The following is a 17,425-nucleotide window of genomic DNA, read 5'->3' on the forward strand; positions in this document are numbered from 1 at the left end:
TTCAGGTCAGCGCAGGACCTTGTACAGGGCGGACGTCAGGGACGCCTTGTTGTCGTCCTGGTCGATCGACCACATCATCGCGCCGCCGAGGCCCTTCAGGCGGATGTACGCGGCCTTCTCGACCAGCGAGATCGGGTCGTCGTAGGACCAGAACTCGTTGCCGTCGTACAGCCAGACCGCGCCGGTCAGCAGGTCGCGGTGGCGCTTGCCGGGCTTGGTGACGATGTCCTTGTAGTCCTCGGTGCCGGGGGCCCACTTGCCGGGGGCGGGGCCGGTGGCGGGCTTCCACAGGCCGTTGCCGCCGGCGGTGACGCCGGTCCAGCCCTGGCCGTAGAACGGGACGCCGACGACGATCTTCTTCTTGGGGGCGCCGCGGGTCAGGTAGTCCTTGACCGTCTGGTCGACGCTGTACTTGACCTCGTTCGGGTCCTTGCGGTCGGTGAACAGGTTGCCGTTGTGGCCGGTCACCTGCTCCCACGAGCCGTGCAGGTCGTAGCCCTGGATGGTGGCGAAGTCGAGGTAGGAGAAGACCTTCTTGACCTCGAAGCCGGCGTCGATCTTGGCGGCGGCGGCGGGGAGGAAGGCGGTGAGCTCGTGCTTCTTGTTGTGCTCGTTCATCTGGCGGCGCAGCTCGGCCAGGAACAGCGTGAAGTTCTGCTTGTCCTCGGGGCGGATCACGTTGCCGACCTCGCCGGACGAACCGGGCCACTCCCAGTCGAGGTCGATGCCGTCGAAGACGCCCGCGCCCGCGCCGGGAGCGGCGCCGGGCAGGTTGCCCTTCAGCCACAGGTCGATGCACGAGGCGGCCAGCTTGGTGCGGGCCTCGGGGGTGAGGACGGCGTCGGAGAACCACTTGGAGCCGGTCCAGCCGCCCAGCGAGATGAGGACCTTGAGGCTCGGGAACTTGGCCTTGAGCTTCTTGAGCTGGTTGAGGTTGCCGGCGATGGCGCCGGTGCCGTCGTCGGCCACGCCGTCGACGCTCTGCTCGGCGGGGACGGGGCGCTGCCAGTCGGCCCACGGGTCGGCCGAGTAGCACTCGCCGCCCTGGTTGACGAAGCCGAAGGCGTAGTTGATGTGGGTGAGCTTGGCGGCGGCGCCGGTCGTCACCATGTCCTTGACGTGGTAGTTGCGGCCGTAGATGCCCCACTGGATGAAGTAGGCCACCCGCTTGTACCCCGAGCTGCCGGTCGAGGCCTGGGCGGGAGCGGGCGCGGCGGTGGCGACGAGGCCGGCCACCAGGGCTAACAGGAGGGGGGTGCGAAGTCTCGGCACTGTTGTCTCCGCTGCTAGGAGGCATTTCTTATAGGAAAGTTTCCTGTAAGTTTGCCGGGATCATAAATGGGGCCACGGGACCGCGTCAATGAACCTCCCGGCATCGGGCAGACTGGGCGGATGCCCTCCGTGCTCCCCGACGGCGAACCCGTCCCCACGTCCGGTGAACTGCCGTCCGCGGCGCTCGCCGCCCTGGGCGAGCGCCCGTTCGGTTTCTACGTGCACGTCCCGTTCTGCGCGAGCCGCTGCGGCTACTGCGACTTCAACACCTACACCGCGGCCGAGCTGGGGTCCGGGGCATCGCAGAGCGCCTACGCCGAGACCGCGATCCAGGAGATCCGGCTGGCCCGCCGGGTGCTCGGCGACGCCGACCTGCCGGTCTCGACGGTGTTCTTCGGCGGCGGCACCCCGACGCTGCTGCCTCCCGACGATCTCGTACGCATCCTCCGGGCCGTCCACGAGGAGTTCGGGCTCGACCACGACGCCGAGGTCACCACCGAGGCCAACCCCGAGTCGGTCGGCCCGCGCGAGCTGGCCGTCCTTCGCGAGGGCGGCATCAACCGGATCTCCTTCGGCATGCAGAGCGCCCGCGACCACGTGCTCCAGGTGCTCGACCGGCGGCACACGCCGGGGCGCGCGGCCCGATCCGTCCAGGAGGCGAAGGAGGCGGGGTTCGGCCACGTCAACCTCGACCTCATCTACGGCACCCCGGGCGAGACCGACGACGACTGGCGGGCCTCGCTCGAAGCGGCGATCGCGGCCGGCCCCGACCACGTGTCGGCCTACTCCCTGATCGTCGAGACCGGCACCCGCCTGGCCGCGCGGATCCGGCGCGGCGACCTGCCCATGCCCGACGACGACGTCGCCGCCGACCGCTACCTGATCGCCGACGAGCTCCTGACCAAGGCCGGCTTCTCCTGGTACGAGGTCTCCAACTGGGCCACCAGCGAGAAGGCCCGCTGCCGCCACAACCTGCTCTACTGGTCGGGCGCCGACTGGTGGGGCGCCGGTCCGGGCGCCCACAGCCACGTCGGCGGCGTGCGCTGGTGGAACGTCAAACACCCGTCGGCCTACGCCGCCCGCCTCGCCCAGGGCCACTCGCCCGCCTACGCGCGGGAGCGGACCACGGCCGAGGAGCGCACCCTCGAACGGGTCATGCTCGAACTCCGCCTGGTCGACGGCTATCCCCTCGACGACCTGGCCAAAGAGGTCAGGCCGGCGGCGGCCAAGGCGCTGGCCGGCGGGCTGCTCGACGTCGAGGCGTTCAAGAGGGGCCGCGCCGTGCTCACCCTCCAGGGCCGCCTGCTGGCCGACGCGGTCGTCAGAGATCTGACGTGACGAAGTCGATGAGCTCCTCGACCCGGCCCAGCAACTCGGGCTCCAGGTCGGCGTAGCTGCTCACCCGCCCGAGGATGTGCCGCCACGCGTCCGGGGGCTCCATCCGCCAGCCCAGGGCGGCGATCACGCCCTCTTTCCACGGCACCCCGCGCGGCACCTCCGGCCAGGCCCGGATGCCCACGACCGCGGGCTTGACGGCCTGCCAGACGTCCACGAACGGATGGCCCGCCACCAGCACGTGAGGGCCCGCCACCTGGGCGGCGATCCGGCTCTCCTTGGAGCCCGGGACGAGATGGTCGACCAGCACGCCGAGCCGCCGGCCGGGCTCCGGCGCGAACTCGGCGACGATCTCGGGCAGGTGGTCGACGCCTTCGAGGTATTCGACGACCACGCCCTCCACCCGGAGGTCGTGGCCCCAGATCTTCTCCACGAGCGCGGCGTCGTGCACGCCCTCGACGTAGATCCTGCTCTCCTTGGCCACCCGGGCCTTCAGGCCCTCGACCGCGATGGAACCCGAGGCGCTGCGCCTCGGGCCCCGCGGCCCCGCCTGGGGACGGACGAGCGTGACCGGTTTCCCCTCCAGGAGGAAGGCGGCGGGTTCCAGGGGGAACAACCGTCGCCGCCCGAACCGGTCCTCCAGGGTGACGGCCTCCTTGTCGCAGGCCACCACCGCCCCGCAGAACCCGTCGTCGGCCCACTCGACCACGAGGTCGAGCTCGGCTGGGATCTGCGGGATCGTCCCCTTCTTGGGGCGCCGCCAGTCTCCGGAGAGCACGTCCCGCTCGTACATGCCGCGAACGTTAGTACATCCCCATCATCCGGCGGCGGGCGCGGGAGCGCCGCACAAGCACGACGACGGTGGTGAGCACGGCGATCAGGAAACCGAGCGCGGGCAGGCCGAGCAGCAGGGCGGTGCCGCCCACCAGCCCGCCGGCCGCCGCCAGCAGCTCCTTGCCGACGCCGAAGCGCACGCCCTCGCCGTCGCAGGCGGCCTGGTACTCACCGGCGGACGGGACGCCGATCGAGAACAACATCTCCCACTTGGTGCCGTCGACCGTGACGGTCTGCTCGCCGATCGCCTTGGACAGGGTGATCTTGTCGTCCGGGCTGCCCCCGGTGACCTGGCACTGCACGTCGGTCGGCTGGTCGGCGGCGGCCCAGATGGCCGGCTTCTGCGCCGGGTCGAGGTTCACCTTGACGGTCTCGCCGGAGGAGAAGGTCGTGGTGGGGGCCACGTCGGAGATGGAGGAGAAGACGCCGCCGGCGAAGGCGAAGACCCCCGCGACCGACATCACGATGAAGAGAAGCCAGGCCAGGACGATCCAGAGGATCCTCGGGCGGACAGGGCCCTGAGGGGGCGGGGCGCTGTAGTAAGGGTGGGGCTGCTGGCCGTAGTGCTGGCCATATTGAGCGGTCATAGGGGACATTGTGTGAAAGGCGACTTGCGACGTATTTGCAGTCGGCTTGTTCTCCCCGTGCCCGGCTGTGTTATCGCACCCTGGGAGCGGTGGCCGTACACTTGGCACTCGGGAACACAGAGTGCCAGGGAGGTGAGACCGTGCTTGACGACCGGAAGCTGGCGGTGCTGCGGGCGATCGTCGAAGACTACGTCTCCACCAACGAGCCCGTGGGTTCCAAGGCGCTGGCCGATCGGCACAACCTCGGAGTCTCGCCGGCCACCATCCGCAACGACATGGCGGCCCTCGAAGACGGCGGCTACATCCACCAGCCCCACACCAGCGCGGGGCGCGTCCCGACCGACAAGGGCTACCGGCTGTTCGTCGACCGGCTGTCCCAGGTCAAGCCCCTTTCGGGCGCCGAACGCCGGGCGATCGAGACGTTCCTGGCCGGCGCCGTCGACCTCGACGAGATCGTCATGCGGACGGTCCGGCTGCTCGCGCAGCTGACCCGGCACGTCGCCGTCGTCCAATACCCGTCCCTGACCCGTTCGACGGTCCGCCACGTGGAGATCGTGCCGCTGGCCGACACGCGGGTGATGCTGGTCCTGATCACCAACACCGGCCGCGTCGAGCAGCGGGTGGTCGATCTGCCCCAGGTGATCGCCGACGACCGTGTGTCCCACCTGCGCGCCGTGCTCAACACGGCGCTCGACGGCTGCGGGCTGGCCCAGGTCCCCGAGACCCTGGCCGCGCTGCCCGAACGGCTGTCCCCCGAAGACCGGCCGGTGGCCGCCACGATCCTTTCGGTGATCATGGAGACCCTGGTCGAACGGCACGAAGAGAAGATCGTGTTCGCCGGGGCCGCCAACCTCGCCGCCGCCGATTTCACCATCGGCCTGCGCGACGTGCTGGAGGCCCTGGAGGAGCAGGTCGTCCTGATGCGCCTCCTCGGCGAGACCGACGACCTGTCCGAGCTGACCGTCCGGATCGGCTCGGAGAACCCCTACACCGGTCTGCGCGGCACCTCGATCGTGGCCGCCGGATACGGCTCGGGAGACAAGGAACTGGCCCGGCTCGGAGTGCTGGGCCCGACGCGAATGGATTATCCGGTGACGATGGGTGCGGTGCGCGCGGTCGCGCGCTATGTCGGCCAGATCCTGGCGGGGTCATAAGTGGCCAAGGACTATTACGCCACCCTCGGCGTACGCCGCGACGCGAGCCAGGAAGAGATCAAGAAGGCCTACCGCCGGCTGGCACGTGAACTGCATCCCGACGTCAACCCCGACCCGGCGACGCAGGAGCGCTTCAAGGAGATCACCGCGGCCTACGAGGTGCTCTCCGACCCCCAGAAGCGCCAGATGCACGACATGGGCGGCGACCCCTTCGGCGGCGCGGGCGGCGGCGGGGCGGGCTTCGGCGCGGGCTTCCCGTTCAGCGACATCATGGACGCCTTCTTCGGCACGGCCTCCGCCTCCCGCGGCCCCCGTTCGCGGGCCCGCCGGGGCCGCAACGCGACGATCCGGGTCGAGCTCGACCTGGCCGAGTCGGGCTTCGGCACCACCCGCGAGCTCGTGGTCGACACCGCGATCCTCTGCGAGGTCTGCCAGGGCTCCGGCGCGGCGGCCGGCACCCACCCCGACACCTGTGACATGTGCCACGGCCGGGGCGAGGTCTCCCAGGTGACCCGCTCGTTCCTGGGCCAGGTCATGACGTCGCGCCCGTGTCCGCAGTGCGGCGGCTTCGGCAGCGTCATCCGCCACCCCTGCCAGGAGTGCTCCGGCGACGGCCGGGTCCGCACCCGCCGGACCATCAAGGTCCGCATCCCGGCGGGCGTCGAAGACGGCACCCACATCCAGCTCGCGGGCGAGGGCGAGGTCGGCCCCGGCGGCGGCCCGCCCGGCGACCTGTTCCTGGAGATCGTGGAGCGCCCCCACCCGACCTTCGAACGCCGCGGCGACGACCTCCACTGCACCGTCTCGATCCCCATGACGGCCGCCGCCCTGGGCACCTCCCTGACCATGGAGACCCTCGACGGCGCCGAACAGATCGACGTGCGCCCCGGCACCCAGTCGGGCCAGGTCATCCCGCTCTACGCGCGCGGCGTCCAGCGCCTCAACGAGAGCGGCCGGGGCGACCTGCTGATCCACGTCAACGTCGAGACCCCCATGAAGCTCGACCCCGAGCAGGAGGAACTCCTCCGGAAGTTGTCCCAGCTGCGGGGTGAGGAGCGCCCGCCCGGCAAGTTCGCCCCGGGCCAGCAGGGCTTCTTCTCCCGCCTCAAGGACGCCTTCAACGGCCGATGACCGTCCCCGTCTTCCTGGGTGAGGTCACCCCGGGCCCGCGCCTGACCCTGGCCGGGCCCGAGGGCCGGCACGCCGCGGCCGTCCGCCGCATCACGGCGGGCGAGCGCGTCGACGTCACCGACGGCGCCGGGCGGGTGGCCGAGTGCACCGTCGATGCGGCCGGCAAGGACCACCTCGACCTGACCGTCCTCCGGGTGTACGAGATCCCGCCGCCCTCCCCGCGCCTGGTGGTCGTGCAGGGGTTGCCGAAGGGCGAGCGGGGCGAGCTGGCCGTCGAGATGATGACCGAGGCCGGGGTCGACACGATCGTGCCCTGGTCGGCCTCCCGGTCGATCACCCAGTGGAAGGGCGACCGCGCGGCCAAGTCCCTGGCCCGCTGGCGCTCGACGGCGCGTGAGGCGGGCAAGCAGGCCCGCCGCTTCCACCTGCCCGAGGTCCGGGAACCGGCCTCCACGAACCAGGTGGCCGCGCTGCTCGAATCGGCCGCCCTGGCCGTGGTCCTCCACGAGGAGGCGAGCGAGCCGCTGTCCCGGGTGGAACTGCCGGACAAGGGCGACATCGTCCTGGTCGTGGGCCCTGAGGGTGGCGTGTCCGACGACGAGATCACCCGCTTCCGCGCGGCCGGGGCGCTTCCGGCGCTGCTGGGGCCGACGGTGCTGCGCACGTCGACGGCGGGGGTCGCGGCGGCGGCGGTTCTGCTGGCCCGCACCGGCCGCTGGTAGCCCTTTCGGGATATTCGACGGCATTTCCGCCATTAATCGACGTCGCCGAATTGGTGGAAACGTACCGAAAAACGAAAGCGGACCCTCTCGGGGTGCCGCTTGGCACGTTCCGAGAAGGCCCGCCGCGAAATGCTCAGGACGCCGGGGCCGAGACCTCCACCGTCGTCGACGGCGTCTCCGCGGGAGAGGGGTCGGGCGTCGAGGTCGGGCAGGTGTCGCCGCAGCCCGTCGGGGTCGGGCTGGGGGCGTCGGCCGTCGGGGTGGGAGACGGCTTGGACGGGGACTTGGTGCCGCCCGGGTTCGGCTTGGTCGTGGGGCCGGAGCTCGGGTTGGCCTCCTGCGTCGGGCACTTCGCCGCGGTGGCCGGGTCGGGGGCCGGGGTCGGCTCCGGGGTGACGCACGGCTCGGACGAGGGCTCGGGCGGCGGCGCGGCGGCGGGCTGCGACGGGGCGGACGTCGCCGTCGGAGGCGTCGTCTCGGCCGGCCGGGTCGGATTCTGGGTGGTGATCGAGATCCCGGGCTGGTCGCGCGGCGGCGGCGGCTGGGCGGTCGAGTCGGCGCTCGGGAGCTCTCCCGCCGGCGTCTGCTCGGTCTTGACGTCGATGATGCCCACGTTGTCGCGGATCCCGGGAACGGACACGACCACGATTCCGGCCACCAGGGCGGCGGCGGCCACGGACGCACCTATGCGCCACCACAGCAGACCGCGGAGCCCGCGGTTCTCGATGCGGTGACGGATTATCTCCAGTCCGTCGGGAGACGGCACGACCGAGTCCGCCTCCGCGCGCATGGCACGGCGGAGGAGGTCGCCGTGCTCGTCGGGGGGGATGGTCATGAGAACTTCTCCAGCACTTGACGTAGTGAGGCCATGCCTCTTGCGGTGTGACTCTTCACCGCGCCTTTGGAGATGCCCATGGCGTGGGCGATCTCGGCCTCGGACAGGTCGCCGTAGTAGCGCAGGACCAGCGCCTCGCGCTGCCGCTGGGGCAGGGCGCGCAGCGCCTCGATCACCGCGGTGCGCTCAAGCTCGCCGATGGCGCCGTTCTCGGCGCTCGGAGCGTCGGGGAGGCCCTTGGGGGCGTACTTCTCCACGACGGCCCGATGGCGCAGCACGGAGCGCGAACGGTTGACGACCGACTGTCGCAGGTAGGCAAGTGCCTTGTCGGGGTCGCGCAGCCTGCGCCAGGCGCCGTGAATGGCGACGAACGCGTCCTGCACGACTTCTTCGGCGCTGGCCACATCGCGGACCAGCAGCACCGCGAGACGCACCAGTGACCGATAGTGGGCGCTGTAAAGCGCCGTAACGGCCATGTCGGCATCCCACCCGACCGGCACCGTGCCCAGCGACCTGTCGGCCACGAGGGTCTCGGTGGTCACATCAGTAGGACGCTCGTCCTTGCCGGAGGGTTTACGTTCTTCCGAATCATTAGGGGGCATGACCCAGTTGTGTCCTCGCCCGACACAGGGGATTGGTTGACGGTGCAGTCTCGCACATAAACCCTATCCGGGCAGATCTTTGCACGGGACATTCCGGGGATTACCGATTGGCAACGCTAGGCTTCCCACGTGAAGAATGAGTGCCTGTTCTGCGGAATCGTGGCTCGTGAGATACCCGCGACGGTCGTGTACGAGACCGACACCACACTTGCCTTCCGTGACATCAACCCCCATGCCCCCACGCATGTTCTGGTCGTACCGAAAAACCACGTGCGCGACGCGGGGGAACTGGCGGAGGCTGGTCTCGCCGACGAGGTGATCAAGACGGCCAAGGCCGTCGCGGTCGCCGAGGGCATCGCCGAGTCCGGCTACCGGCTGGTCCTGAACACCGGGCCCGACTCGGGGCAGAGCGTCTTCCACGCCCATCTCCACCTGCTGGGCGGGGCGCCTCTGACGCTCCAGATGGGGTAGCGGACGGCTACCATTGACAGCGGTTAATAGGGAGGCGAGCAGGCCCGACGAGGCCGCCCATGTCCGAGACGCGCGAAACACAGAAGACCCACGCCAAGGTCGTGATCCCCGACGAGCACGCGATGATCAGCATCCTGGGCTCGCGTGACGAGCTCCTCCGGGTCATCGAGAAGAGCTTCCGGGCCGACATCCACGTGCGGGGCAACGAGATCACCATCACCGGGTCCCCCGACGAGAGCGGTGTGGTCGTCCGGTTGTTCGAGGAGCTGGTCGAGCTGGCCCGTTCGGGGGCGCAGCTGACCCCCGACGCGGTCGAGCGCAGCATCGCCATGCTGCGCCAGAGCAACGGCCGCCCGGCCGAGGTGCTCTCGCTCGACATCATCTCCTCACGCGGGCGCACGATCCGCCCGAAGACGGTCAACCAGAAGAACTACGTCGACATGATCGACAAGCACACGATCGTCTTCGGCATCGGCCCCGCGGGAACCGGCAAGACCTATCTGGCGATGGCCAAGGCCGTGAAGGCCCTGCAGGAGAAGCGGGTCAACCGCATCATCCTGACCCGTCCGGCCGTGGAGGCCGGCGAGCGGCTGGGCTTCCTGCCCGGCACGCTCTACGAGAAGATCGACCCCTACCTGCGGCCGCTCTACGACGCCCTCCACGACATGATCGACCCCGACTCGATCCCGCGCCTGATGGCGGCGGGCACGATCGAGGTCGCCCCGCTGGCCTACATGCGCGGCCGCACCCTCAACGACGCCTTCATCATCCTCGACGAGGCCCAGAACACCTCGCCCGAGCAGATGAAGATGTTCCTGACCCGTCTGGGGTTCAACTCCAAGATCGTCGTCACGGGTGACGTCACACAGGTCGACCTGCCGGGCGGCACCCAGAGCGGCCTCAAGGTGGTCCAGGACATCCTCGACGGCATCAACGACATCCACTTCAGCCGTCTGACCAGCGCCGACGTGGTCCGCCACAAGCTGGTGGGGCAGATCGTCGACGCCTACGGCCGCTACGACGCCGCGCTGGCGTCCGACCCGCGCGCCAACGGCACCAACCGGCCCAGGGGGCGGCGATGACGATCGAGGTCAACAACGAGTCCGGCACCGAGGTCGACGAGAACCGCCTCGTCGCCCTCGCCGGGCACGTCCTCGGCCAGATGGGCATCAACTCCCTGGCCGAGTTGTCCATCCTGGTCGTCGACGAGGCCGCGATGACCGCCCTCCACGAACAGTGGATGGGCGAGCCCGGCCCCACCGACGTGCTGGCCTTCCCCATGGACGAGCTCCGGCCCGGCCAGGGCCGCAACGACGACGCCTCGCCCGACCCGGCGCTGCTCGGCGACGTCGTCCTCTGCCCGACGGTGGCGGCCCGGCAGGCCGCCGAGGCGGGCCATCCGACGCAGGACGAACTCGATTTGCTGTGCACCCACGGCATCCTCCATCTGCTGGGCTACGACCACGCCGAGCCCGAGGAGCACGCCGAGATGTTCGGCCTCCAGGGCGAGCTGCTGGAGTCGTGGCGTAAAACAGCCCCTTAGGAACCATGAGTAACGGCTGGTTGATCTCGGCCGTCGCCCTCATCATCGGCGGCGGCCTGCTCGCGAGCGCGGAGACCGCGCTCACCCGGATCTCGCGCGTGCGCGCCGAGGAGTTCGTCAAGGAGGGGCGCCGCGGCGCCAACCGCCTCCAGGCGATCGTGGCCGACCCTCCCCGCTACCTGAACCTGTTGCTGCTCCTGCGGATGACCTGCGAGCTGGGCGCGACCGTGATCGCCACGCTGCTGTTCATCGACTGGCTGGGCGACACCGGCCAGGCCTACGCCGCGGCGGCCGGGGCCATGATCGTCATCGCCTACGTCATCGTCGGCGTCTCCCCGCGCACGCTCGGGCGGCAGCACGCCGAGCCGATCGCGCTGGCCAGCGCGCCCGTCGTCTACGGGCTGACCCGGATCTTCGGGCCGCTGCCGACGCTGCTGATCCTGCTCGGCAACGCGGTCACCCCCGGCAAGGGCTTCCGCGAGGGGCCGTTCACCTCCGAGGCCGAGCTGCGCGACCTGGTCGACCTGGCCGAGGAGCGGCGGGTCATCGAGCCCGACGAGCGCGAGATGATCCACTCGGTGTTCGAGCTGGGCGACACGCTGGTGCGCGAGGTCATGGTGCCCCGCACCGACATGGTCTTCATCGAACGCCACAAGACCCTCGAACAGGCGCTGTCGCTGGCACTGCGCAGCGGCTTCTCCCGGGTCCCGGTGACGGGCGAGAACGAGGACGACGTCATCGGCATCGCCTACCTGAAGGACATCGTCCGCCGCATCCAGGAGACCGGCGACGGCGAGGGCGCGGTCGAGGAGCTGATGCGCCCGGCCACCTACGTCCCGGAGAGCAAGCCCATCGACGACCTGCTGCGCGACATGCAGGCCCGGCAGATCCACCTGGCGATCGTGATCGACGAATACGGCGGCACCGCCGGGCTCGTCACGATCGAGGACGTCATCGAGGAGATCGTCGGCGAGATCGCCGACGAATACGACCAGGAGGCCCCCCGGGTCGAGCACCTCGACGACGGCGCGGTCCGGGTCACCGCCCGCCTCGCGGTGTGGGAGCTGGAGGAGCTGTTCGACACCGAGATCGAGTCGGAGGACGTCGACACCGTGGGCGGCCTGCTGGCCCACGCCCTCGGCCGGGTGCCGATCGCCGGCTCCGAGGCGACCGTGGCCGGGCTGCGGCTGACGGCCGACGAGCTCGCGGGGCGCCGCAACCGCATCAGCACTGTGGTGGTCCGGCGGGTCGACGACGACGCGGTGGCCCGCCACTAGCGATGGTCGAGCGGCCTGCCGTCAGGCCGGGGGCAGCATGTCGGCCGCCGTGTCCGTGTCCCGGTTGACCGCGCCGACCTGCGACGAGACGCGGCGTCGGCTCAGCTGCTCGCGTCGGGCCGCATCGGGGGGCAGTCGCCGCCCGGCGTGGTCGCCAGCTCGAAGTGCCAGATCTCGTTCGCGTACGTCTGGCAGAGGCCGTAGGCGCGGCCGTGCCGGTTGAGCCAGTCGTCGGCGTCGGTCGGTCCGACGTCGACGGCGTCGCCGGTGACGTGCCGGGAGCGGCCGGGGGTGCTGACGAAGCGGCGGGCCTCCTGCTCGCTCCCATATTTGGTGATCGCCTCCTCGTACAACCGCCGCTGGTAGCGCTCGCTGCGCCAGGCGGTGGTCAGGAACATCGGGACGCCGTCGGCGGCGGCGTCGCGGGCGGCCTCCCGCACGGCCCGCAGGAGCGCGGGGTCCAGGTTCGTGAGCGCGGGCAGGCCGGTGGCGAACGGGGAGATGTGCGCCCCGTCGGCCACGAATCCGTCTGCCACGCCGACGGGGGCGCAGGCCGTCGTGAGGGTGAAAAGCAGGGGCACCAGCCACCGGTACATGAGTGCACGTCCGTTCCTGATCGGCATCGCATCGATGCGTTCAGGCTGGTCGGCCCAGATGTCCGTGCCGCGGGAGCCGCCGCTCGGCCGTGTATCAGCTCAGCCGCACGGTGGCGACGGCGCCGCCGTCCGGGTCGTTGGCGAAGCCGATCCGGGCCCCGATGACCCTGGCCTGCCCGGCGGCGATGGTCAGCCCCAGGCCGTGCCCACGGCCGCGTTCGCTCGCCCCGGTCCGGAACCGCTGCGGCCCCTCCGCCAGCAGCGATTCGGGGAAGCCGGGACCGTGGTCGCGGACGGTGATCGTCGTGTCCGCCACCCGCACCTCGACGGGGGCGCTCCCGTGCCGGTGGGCGTTGACGACCAGGTTGGCCAGGATGCGGTCGAGGCGGCGGGGGTCGGTCACGGCGACCGGGTCGCCGTGCACGGTCACCTCGGCCGCCAGGCCCGTGCGGTGCACGCAGTCGCCGGCGAAGCGGCCCAGCGGGACCTCCACCCGGTCGGCGGACTCGGCGCCCGCGTCCAGGCGGGAGATCTCCAGCAGGTTCTCCACGAGGACGCGCAGCACCCCGACCCGGTCGCGGACCAGGTCGGTCGCCTCTCCCTCCGGCAGCAGCTCGGCGGAGGTGACCAGGCCCATCAGCGGCGTGCGCAGCTCATGGGCGACGTCGGCGGTGAACCGCTGCTCGACGCGCAGGCGGTCGTGCAGGGCCGTGGCCATCGTGTCGACGGCGGCGGCGATGCCGGTGATCTCGTCGCCGCCACGTCCGGCCGACGTGCGGGCCTCCAGGTCGCCGTCGGCGACGCGGCGGGCGGTGCGGGCCACCCGCCTGAGACGGCGGTTGGGCAGTTCGGCGGCCAGCGCCGCCAGGGGGACCACCAGGCCCAGCACGCCCAGCGAGGCGAGCACGATGTGGCGGTCGAGGGCCCGCACGTTGCGCAGGTCCCCGCCCATGTCGATCTTGACGGCCCTGGTTCCGGTGGCCGCCCACATCCACGGGACGTCGGGGTCGCGGTCGTCGTACCAGGTGGCGTAGGCGCCCGGCGCCCCGATCCGGGCGGCCAGCGCGGCCGGGAGCGGGCCCGGGTCGGCGGTGCCGGGGGAGTCGGTCAGCAGGGCGGTCACGGCCCGGTCGCGGCCCAGGCTCAGCGAGCGTTCCAGGGTGCTCCGGTGGACCAGTAGGCCCACGGCCAGCGCCACCACGCCGGAGGCCACCGCGACCAGGGCGGCGATCTGCCAGCGCAGGGATCTCCAGGGGGCCATCTCAGCGCCGCAGCTTGTAGCCGAAACCGCGGACCGTCTCGACGCGGTCGGCCCCGATCTTCCGGCGCAGCCGCTGGACGCACAGGTCGACGACCCGGCTGTCGCCGTCCCAGCCGTAGTCCCAGACGTTGTGCAGCAGCGTCTGGCGGTCCAGGACGATGCCGGGATTGGCGGCGAACTCCAGCAGCAGCCGCAACTCGGTGGGCGCCAGGGAGACCTGCTCGCCCGCGACGTACACCTCCAGCGCCTCGGGGTCGACGGTCAGGTCGCCGAAGACGAGCCGGGGGGTGCCGCCGGGGGCGGGGGTGGCCCGGCGCAGCAGCGCCCGGATCCTGGCCACCAGCACGGAGGTGTCGGCGGGCTTGACGACGTAGTCGTCGGCCCCGGCCTCCAGCCCGGACACCACGTCGAGGGCGTCGCCGCGCGCCGACATCATCAGGATCGGCACCAGGCTGGTCTCGCGCACCCGGCGGCACAGGCCGATGCCGTCGAGGCCGGGCAGCATCACGTCGAGCAGGAGGAGATCGTGGCCGCCGGCGTGGAAGCGCTCCAGGCCGGTGAGGCCGTCGGCCGCGGAGGAGACGCGGTAGCCGTAGCGCTCCAGGGCCATGCCGACGCTTCTGCGGATCACCTCGTCGTCCTCGACCAGGAGCACCGAAACCGACATTGATCTCCAATGACGCAGGAACAGGTCCGATGCAGAATATGCGGACCGGACGGCCGTCCCGCCTCGGCCGTGTATCAGCCGTGAATCGGCCTCATGCCCTGATCGGGTGGACGCGGTACTCGTAGGCGTGCTCGTCGAAGAGTAACCACTCGGTGACGTCGATCCGGTAGAGCTGCTCGCCCGGGGCCAGCCGGACCGGGTCGGGCGACTCGGCGGCGGTCGCCAGGCCGGCGAAGGTCACGCCGCGCCCCGCGCCGGCGATGATCGAGCCCGCCACCTTCGGCCGGGCGGCCAGGCCGGCCACCAGAGGGCGCTCGCGGTGGGCGATGAACATGAGCCGGTCGGGCGCGAAGGCCGCGTGGAAGGGCAGGGGGAGGAGCGCCGGTGCCCCGTCGCCGTCGACGGCGGACAGGGACATGAGCCGGGCGCTGCCGACGTACTCCTGCAGGAGGCGTCGGTGCTGGACGGGCGCGGTTGTCACGTGCCAAGGATGCTCTCACCTGCTTGGGTGTGTCTTGCATCCGACGGGGAGTTTCTCCGCAAGCGTTCTTTAAGCGACTTGCAAGTCATCCCCGGCATTCTTCTTCCAAGGCGCCCGGGAGGGGTTCGGGGCGCCGAACAAGGGGTCGATCGGTGCGCCGGGAGGGGTTCGCGGCGCACCGGCTGATCTGAGGGGGATCATCGATTAGGGGGCTCTCGTCCGGCGAGAGCCCCCTAATGATGTTTTTAGGCCCGTCGCCATCCGGGAATGTAGCCCGAAGGACGTCGACGGGGGGACCTTGAAAATGCGCGTGGCGAAACTGACCGTCGCCTGCTGTCTGCTCGCCGCCGCCGTCGCCGGGTGCGGCTCGGCCCCCGTCGGAGACGTCCGCTCCACCCCGCAGGCCCTCAAGATCAAGGCGCTGTTCGCCGACCTCGACGAGATCCCGCGCGGCTTCGCGACCCGGTCGCGGCCCGGCTGGGAGAAACCGTTCGAACCGGTCGTCCAGGAGTGCCGCCGCCTGTTCAACCTGATGGCCGGCCGGCCCGCCCGCGAGGGCCTGACCGCCGCCACCACCGCCAGCTACCTGGGCGAGGGCGTCGGCCAGACGGCCGCCGTCTCGCTGGCCCTCTACGGCTCGGGCGAGGCGGCCGAGCAGATGGACGAGCTGGCCAAGGCCTCCCGCGCCTGCACCACCGCCCGCGACCAGACCCCCGGCGAGGTCAACCGGCTGACCGTGGCCCCGCTCGCGGTGTCGGAGAAGGTCCTGGAAGGCGGGGGCGTCGCGCGCCGCCTGGTCGGGCGGGTCGGCGGCTACCCCTACGAGATGCACCTCGTCGTGGTCCGCCAGGGCGGGGCGGTGATCGGCCTGGTGAACTCCGGCATGAGCGGCGCCGACGCCCGCACGACCGAGGAACTGGCCCGATTGGTGTCCCGCAAGGTCGCTACCCTTGACCTGTGACGCTCGACCCTGAAGACGAAAAGATCCTCACCCTGGCGCGGTCGGCCAGGGCCAGGAACGGCACCGCCGAAGGCGCCGCCGTCCGTGACGAGACCGGCCGGACCTATGTCGCGACCGACGTGAACCTGCCCTCGCTGCGGCTGACCGCCGTGCAGGTCGCGGTGGCGACGGCGGTGTCGAGCGGGGCGCAGGGCCTGGAGGCCGCGGCGCTCGTCAACGACGCCGAGGAGCCCGCGCGGGAAGACCTGGCGGCGGTGGAGGACCTGGGCAACGCGATCCTGTTCCACGCGGGCGCCGACGGCTCGCTGAAAGGCCGCTATGTCTGATCGGCCGGGGTCTGAGTTCCGCGCGGGGTTCGCCGCGTTCGTGGGGCGGCCCAACGTGGGCAAGTCGACCCTGATGAACGCCCTGGTCGGCACCAAGGTCGCGATCACCTCCTCCAAGCCCCAGACGACCCGGCGGGTGATCCGCGGCATCGTCCACCGGCCCGACGCGCAGCTCGTCATCGTCGACACCCCCGGCCTGCACCGGCCCCGCACCCTCCTGGGGGAGCGGCTCGACAGCCTGGTGCTCTCGACGCTGACCGAGGTCGACGTGCTGGGCTTCTGCGTCCCGGCCAACGAGCCCATCGGGAAGGGCGACCGGTTCATCGCCGAGAAGCTCGGCGCGGTCAAGAAGACGCCCGTGGTCGCCGTGGTCACCAAGTGTGACCTGGCCTCCCGCGAGGAGGTCGCCAAGCAGCTGCTCGCGGTGTCGCAGCTGGCCGAGTTCGCCGAGATCGTGCCGGTGTCGGCGAAGGGCGACGACCAGCTCGACGTGCTGGCCGACCTGCTGATCGAGCGCCTGCCCGAGTCGCCGCCCCTCTACGCCGGCGGCGAGCTGACCGACGAGCCCGAGCAGGTGCTGGTCGCCGAGCTGATCCGCGAGGCGGCCCTGGAGGGCGTGCGCGACGAGCTGCCCCATTCGATCGCGGTGGTCGTCGAGGAGATGGGCCCGCGCGAGGGGCGCGACGACCTCCTCGACGTGTACGCCTTCATGTTCGTCGAGCGCGACTCCCAGAAGGCCATCGTCATCGGCCCCGGCGGCTCGCGGCTGAAAGACGTGGGCAGCAGGGCGCGCAAGCAGATCGAGGCGCTGCTCGGCAGCCGCGTCTACCTCGACCTGCGGGTCAAGGTCGCCAAGGAGTGGCAGCGCGACCCGAAGCAGTTGCGCCGGCTCGGCTTCTACGACTGATCCGGCAGGCGGCGCCTCGTGAGCGCCAGGCAGGCCAGCGCCGCGAGCACGACCGAGGCGCCCAGGCCCGCCCACCAGCCGTAGAGGATCACGGGTTCGACCCTGACCAGGCCCGGGATGGCCATGGTGAGCCGGTCGAACCCATGGGGCCGGGTCAGGAACATGGCCAGCGAGAACGCCGCGACCGCACCCGGCAGGATGGCCAGGCCGGTGATGATGCGGCTGCGCGAGATGCCCAGCGCCCCTAGGCCGGCGGCGACGACGCCCGACCCCATCACCCACCATCCGGCTCCGTCCTCGGTTCCGTGGACGGAGGTCAGGTCGGCGTTGACGACCCCGAAGGTGGCGCTTATTCCGGCCCAGGGCAGCACGCCGGTGACGGCGAGGGCGAGCCCGGCGGCGACGACGGCCAGGCCCAATAAGGCGCTTGTCCCGCTTCGATCCGGTCTGGGGGGATGTGCGG

21 protein-coding genes are annotated in these 17,425 nt (G+C 71.1%); 11 read left to right on the top strand and 10 right to left on the bottom strand.

Features of this window, described 5'->3' with window-relative positions; genetic code table 11:
- Nucleotides 1-6: 6 nt before the first annotated feature.
- Nucleotides 7-1,272, bottom strand: coding sequence for a glycoside hydrolase family 18 protein (locus tag QSK34_RS01210; protein ID WP_285578963.1), 1,266 nt, complete (start codon nt 1,270-1,272; stop codon nt 7-9).
- A gap of 120 nt (nt 1,273-1,392) precedes the next feature.
- Here QSK34_RS01210 and hemW point away from each other — a divergent pair, with 120 nt between their 5' ends.
- On the top strand, nt 1,393-2,610 hold the full coding sequence (gene hemW / locus QSK34_RS01215) for a radical SAM family heme chaperone HemW (protein WP_285578966.1): 1,218 nt from the start codon (nt 1,393-1,395) through the stop codon (nt 2,608-2,610).
- Here hemW and QSK34_RS01220 read toward each other — a convergent pair.
- Together QSK34_RS01220 and QSK34_RS01225 are read right to left on the bottom strand one after the other, a co-directional pair.
- On the bottom strand, nt 2,594-3,400 hold the full coding sequence (locus tag QSK34_RS01220) for a DUF3097 domain-containing protein (RefSeq protein ID WP_285578968.1): 807 nt from the start codon (nt 3,398-3,400) through the stop codon (nt 2,594-2,596). The genes hemW and QSK34_RS01220 overlap by 17 nt on opposite strands.
- A gap of 10 nt (nt 3,401-3,410) precedes the next feature.
- A complete protein-coding gene (locus QSK34_RS01225; RefSeq protein ID WP_285578969.1) occupies nt 3,411-4,028 on the bottom strand; it encodes a hypothetical protein in 618 nt (205 codons plus the stop codon).
- A 140-nt stretch (nt 4,029-4,168) separates the two neighbouring features.
- Here QSK34_RS01225 and hrcA point away from each other — a divergent pair, with 140 nt between their 5' ends.
- From hrcA to QSK34_RS01240, 3 genes are read left to right on the top strand one after another with little or no spacing between them, the layout of a single operon-like run.
- On the top strand, nt 4,169-5,182 hold the full coding sequence (gene hrcA / locus QSK34_RS01230; protein WP_161480410.1) for a heat-inducible transcriptional repressor HrcA: 1,014 nt from the start codon (nt 4,169-4,171) through the stop codon (nt 5,180-5,182).
- Nucleotides 5,183-6,313 (top strand): molecular chaperone DnaJ, encoded by a 1,131-nt coding sequence (gene dnaJ, locus QSK34_RS01235; RefSeq protein WP_285578972.1) that lies wholly within the window; start codon nt 5,183-5,185, stop codon nt 6,311-6,313.
- Nucleotides 6,310-7,035 carry a 16S rRNA (uracil(1498)-N(3))-methyltransferase gene (locus QSK34_RS01240; RefSeq protein ID WP_285578974.1) on the top strand — a complete coding sequence of 242 codons (726 nt, stop codon included), beginning with the start codon at nt 6,310-6,312 and terminating at the stop codon, nt 7,033-7,035. Before dnaJ ends, QSK34_RS01240 begins: the two co-directional genes overlap by 4 nt.
- A 133-nt stretch (nt 7,036-7,168) precedes the next feature.
- Here QSK34_RS01240 and QSK34_RS01245 read toward each other — a convergent pair whose 3' ends face one another.
- Both QSK34_RS01245 and QSK34_RS01250 read right to left on the bottom strand, forming a co-directional pair.
- Entirely contained in the window at nt 7,169-7,870 is a 702-nt protein-coding gene (locus tag QSK34_RS01245) for a hypothetical protein (protein WP_285578976.1), read from the bottom strand.
- Nucleotides 7,867-8,346 (bottom strand): SigE family RNA polymerase sigma factor, encoded by a 480-nt coding sequence (locus tag QSK34_RS01250; RefSeq protein ID WP_051759275.1) that lies wholly within the window; start codon nt 8,344-8,346, stop codon nt 7,867-7,869. Before QSK34_RS01250 ends, QSK34_RS01245 begins: the two co-directional genes overlap by 4 nt.
- Nucleotides 8,347-8,601: 255 nt before the next feature.
- Here QSK34_RS01250 and QSK34_RS01255 point away from each other — a divergent pair, with 255 nt between their 5' ends.
- From QSK34_RS01255 to QSK34_RS01270, 4 genes are read left to right on the top strand one after another with little or no spacing between them, the layout of a single operon-like run.
- Nucleotides 8,602-8,943, top strand: a complete 342-nt coding sequence (locus QSK34_RS01255; protein ID WP_285578977.1) for a histidine triad nucleotide-binding protein — start codon at nt 8,602-8,604, stop codon at nt 8,941-8,943.
- A 59-nt stretch (nt 8,944-9,002) separates the two neighbouring features.
- Complete coding sequence (locus tag QSK34_RS01260) at nt 9,003-10,025, top strand: PhoH family protein (RefSeq protein WP_030450743.1); 1,023 nt, start codon at nt 9,003-9,005, stop codon at nt 10,023-10,025.
- Nucleotides 10,022-10,486 (top strand): rRNA maturation RNase YbeY, encoded by a 465-nt coding sequence (gene ybeY / locus QSK34_RS01265; RefSeq protein WP_062340126.1) that lies wholly within the window; start codon nt 10,022-10,024, stop codon nt 10,484-10,486. Before QSK34_RS01260 ends, ybeY begins: the two co-directional genes overlap by 4 nt.
- Before the next feature lie 5 nt (nt 10,487-10,491).
- Complete coding sequence (locus QSK34_RS01270; RefSeq protein WP_161480407.1) at nt 10,492-11,763, top strand: hemolysin family protein; 1,272 nt, start codon at nt 10,492-10,494, stop codon at nt 11,761-11,763.
- A 101-nt stretch (nt 11,764-11,864) separates the two neighbouring features.
- Here QSK34_RS01270 and QSK34_RS01275 read toward each other — a convergent pair whose 3' ends face one another.
- The 4 genes from QSK34_RS01275 to QSK34_RS01290 all read right to left on the bottom strand — a co-directional run bounded on the left by QSK34_RS01275 (nt 11,865) and on the right by QSK34_RS01290 (nt 14,768).
- Entirely contained in the window at nt 11,865-12,359 is a 495-nt protein-coding gene (locus tag QSK34_RS01275; RefSeq protein ID WP_285578984.1) for a M15 family metallopeptidase, read from the bottom strand.
- A 94-nt stretch (nt 12,360-12,453) separates the two neighbouring features.
- A complete protein-coding gene (locus tag QSK34_RS01280; RefSeq protein WP_285578987.1) occupies nt 12,454-13,620 on the bottom strand; it encodes a sensor histidine kinase in 1,167 nt (388 codons plus the stop codon).
- 1 nt (nt 13,621) lies between these two features.
- The gene (cseB, locus tag QSK34_RS01285; RefSeq protein WP_285578988.1) at nt 13,622-14,287 is read right to left on the bottom strand and encodes a two-component system response regulator CseB; all 666 of its coding nucleotides are present in this window, start codon (nt 14,285-14,287) and stop codon (nt 13,622-13,624) included.
- Nucleotides 14,288-14,378: 91 nt separating this feature from the next.
- Nucleotides 14,379-14,768 carry a pyridoxamine 5'-phosphate oxidase family protein gene (locus QSK34_RS01290; RefSeq protein ID WP_156045169.1) on the bottom strand — a complete coding sequence of 130 codons (390 nt, stop codon included), beginning with the start codon at nt 14,766-14,768 and terminating at the stop codon, nt 14,379-14,381.
- 304 nt (nt 14,769-15,072) lie between these two features.
- On the opposite strand from QSK34_RS01290, the gene QSK34_RS01295 reads away from it, so the two are divergent.
- From QSK34_RS01295 to era, 3 genes are read left to right on the top strand one after another with little or no spacing between them, the layout of a single operon-like run.
- A complete protein-coding gene (locus QSK34_RS01295; protein ID WP_285578993.1) occupies nt 15,073-15,729 on the top strand; it encodes a hypothetical protein in 657 nt (218 codons plus the stop codon).
- Nucleotides 15,726-16,055 carry a cytidine deaminase-like protein gene (locus tag QSK34_RS01300; RefSeq protein WP_161480402.1) on the top strand — a complete coding sequence of 110 codons (330 nt, stop codon included), beginning with the start codon at nt 15,726-15,728 and terminating at the stop codon, nt 16,053-16,055. Before QSK34_RS01295 ends, QSK34_RS01300 begins: the two co-directional genes overlap by 4 nt.
- Nucleotides 16,048-16,962, top strand: coding sequence for a GTPase Era (gene era / locus QSK34_RS01305; RefSeq protein ID WP_161480401.1), 915 nt, complete (start codon nt 16,048-16,050; stop codon nt 16,960-16,962). The genes QSK34_RS01300 and era overlap by 8 nt, the downstream gene beginning before the upstream one ends.
- On the opposite strand, the gene QSK34_RS01310 is transcribed toward era, so the two are convergent.
- Nucleotides 16,953-17,381, bottom strand: a complete 429-nt coding sequence (locus tag QSK34_RS01310; protein ID WP_285578997.1) for a hypothetical protein — start codon at nt 17,379-17,381, stop codon at nt 16,953-16,955. The two genes, era and QSK34_RS01310, sit on opposite strands and share 10 nt — an antisense overlap.
- Nucleotides 17,382-17,425: the final 44 nt, after the last annotated feature.

This window comes from Herbidospora sp. NBRC 101105, from assembly GCF_030269205.1.
GTDB lineage: Bacteria > Actinomycetota > Actinomycetes > Streptosporangiales > Streptosporangiaceae > Herbidospora > Herbidospora solisilvae.

Bases quoted from the DNA above. Each gene is read 5' to 3' on its own strand.
- hemW (WP_285578966.1), top strand. From the start codon at position 1,393: ATGCCCTCCGTGCTCCCCGACGGCGAACCCGTCCCCACGTCCGGTGAA.
- QSK34_RS01220 (WP_285578968.1), bottom strand. From the start codon at position 3,400: ATGTACGAGCGGGACGTGCTCTCCGGAGACTGGCGGCGCCCCAAGAAG.
- QSK34_RS01225 (WP_285578969.1), bottom strand. From the start codon at position 4,028: ATGACCGCTCAATATGGCCAGCACTACGGCCAGCAGCCCCACCCTTAC.
- QSK34_RS01240 (WP_285578974.1), top strand. From the start codon at position 6,310: ATGACCGTCCCCGTCTTCCTGGGTGAGGTCACCCCGGGCCCGCGCCTG.
- QSK34_RS01245 (WP_285578976.1), bottom strand. From the start codon at position 7,870: ATGACCATCCCCCCCGACGAGCACGGCGACCTCCTCCGCCGTGCCATG.
- QSK34_RS01250 (WP_051759275.1), bottom strand. From the start codon at position 8,346: ATGGCCGTTACGGCGCTTTACAGCGCCCACTATCGGTCACTGGTGCGT.
- QSK34_RS01260 (WP_030450743.1), top strand. From the start codon at position 9,003: ATGTCCGAGACGCGCGAAACACAGAAGACCCACGCCAAGGTCGTGATC.
- ybeY (WP_062340126.1), top strand. From the start codon at position 10,022: ATGACGATCGAGGTCAACAACGAGTCCGGCACCGAGGTCGACGAGAAC.
- QSK34_RS01270 (WP_161480407.1), top strand. From the start codon at position 10,492: ATGAGTAACGGCTGGTTGATCTCGGCCGTCGCCCTCATCATCGGCGGC.
- QSK34_RS01275 (WP_285578984.1), bottom strand. From the start codon at position 12,359: ATGTACCGGTGGCTGGTGCCCCTGCTTTTCACCCTCACGACGGCCTGC.
- QSK34_RS01280 (WP_285578987.1), bottom strand. From the start codon at position 13,620: ATGGCCCCCTGGAGATCCCTGCGCTGGCAGATCGCCGCCCTGGTCGCG.
- cseB (WP_285578988.1), bottom strand. From the start codon at position 14,287: ATGTCGGTTTCGGTGCTCCTGGTCGAGGACGACGAGGTGATCCGCAGA.
- QSK34_RS01295 (WP_285578993.1), top strand. From the start codon at position 15,073: ATGCGCGTGGCGAAACTGACCGTCGCCTGCTGTCTGCTCGCCGCCGCC.
- era (WP_161480401.1), top strand. From the start codon at position 16,048: ATGTCTGATCGGCCGGGGTCTGAGTTCCGCGCGGGGTTCGCCGCGTTC.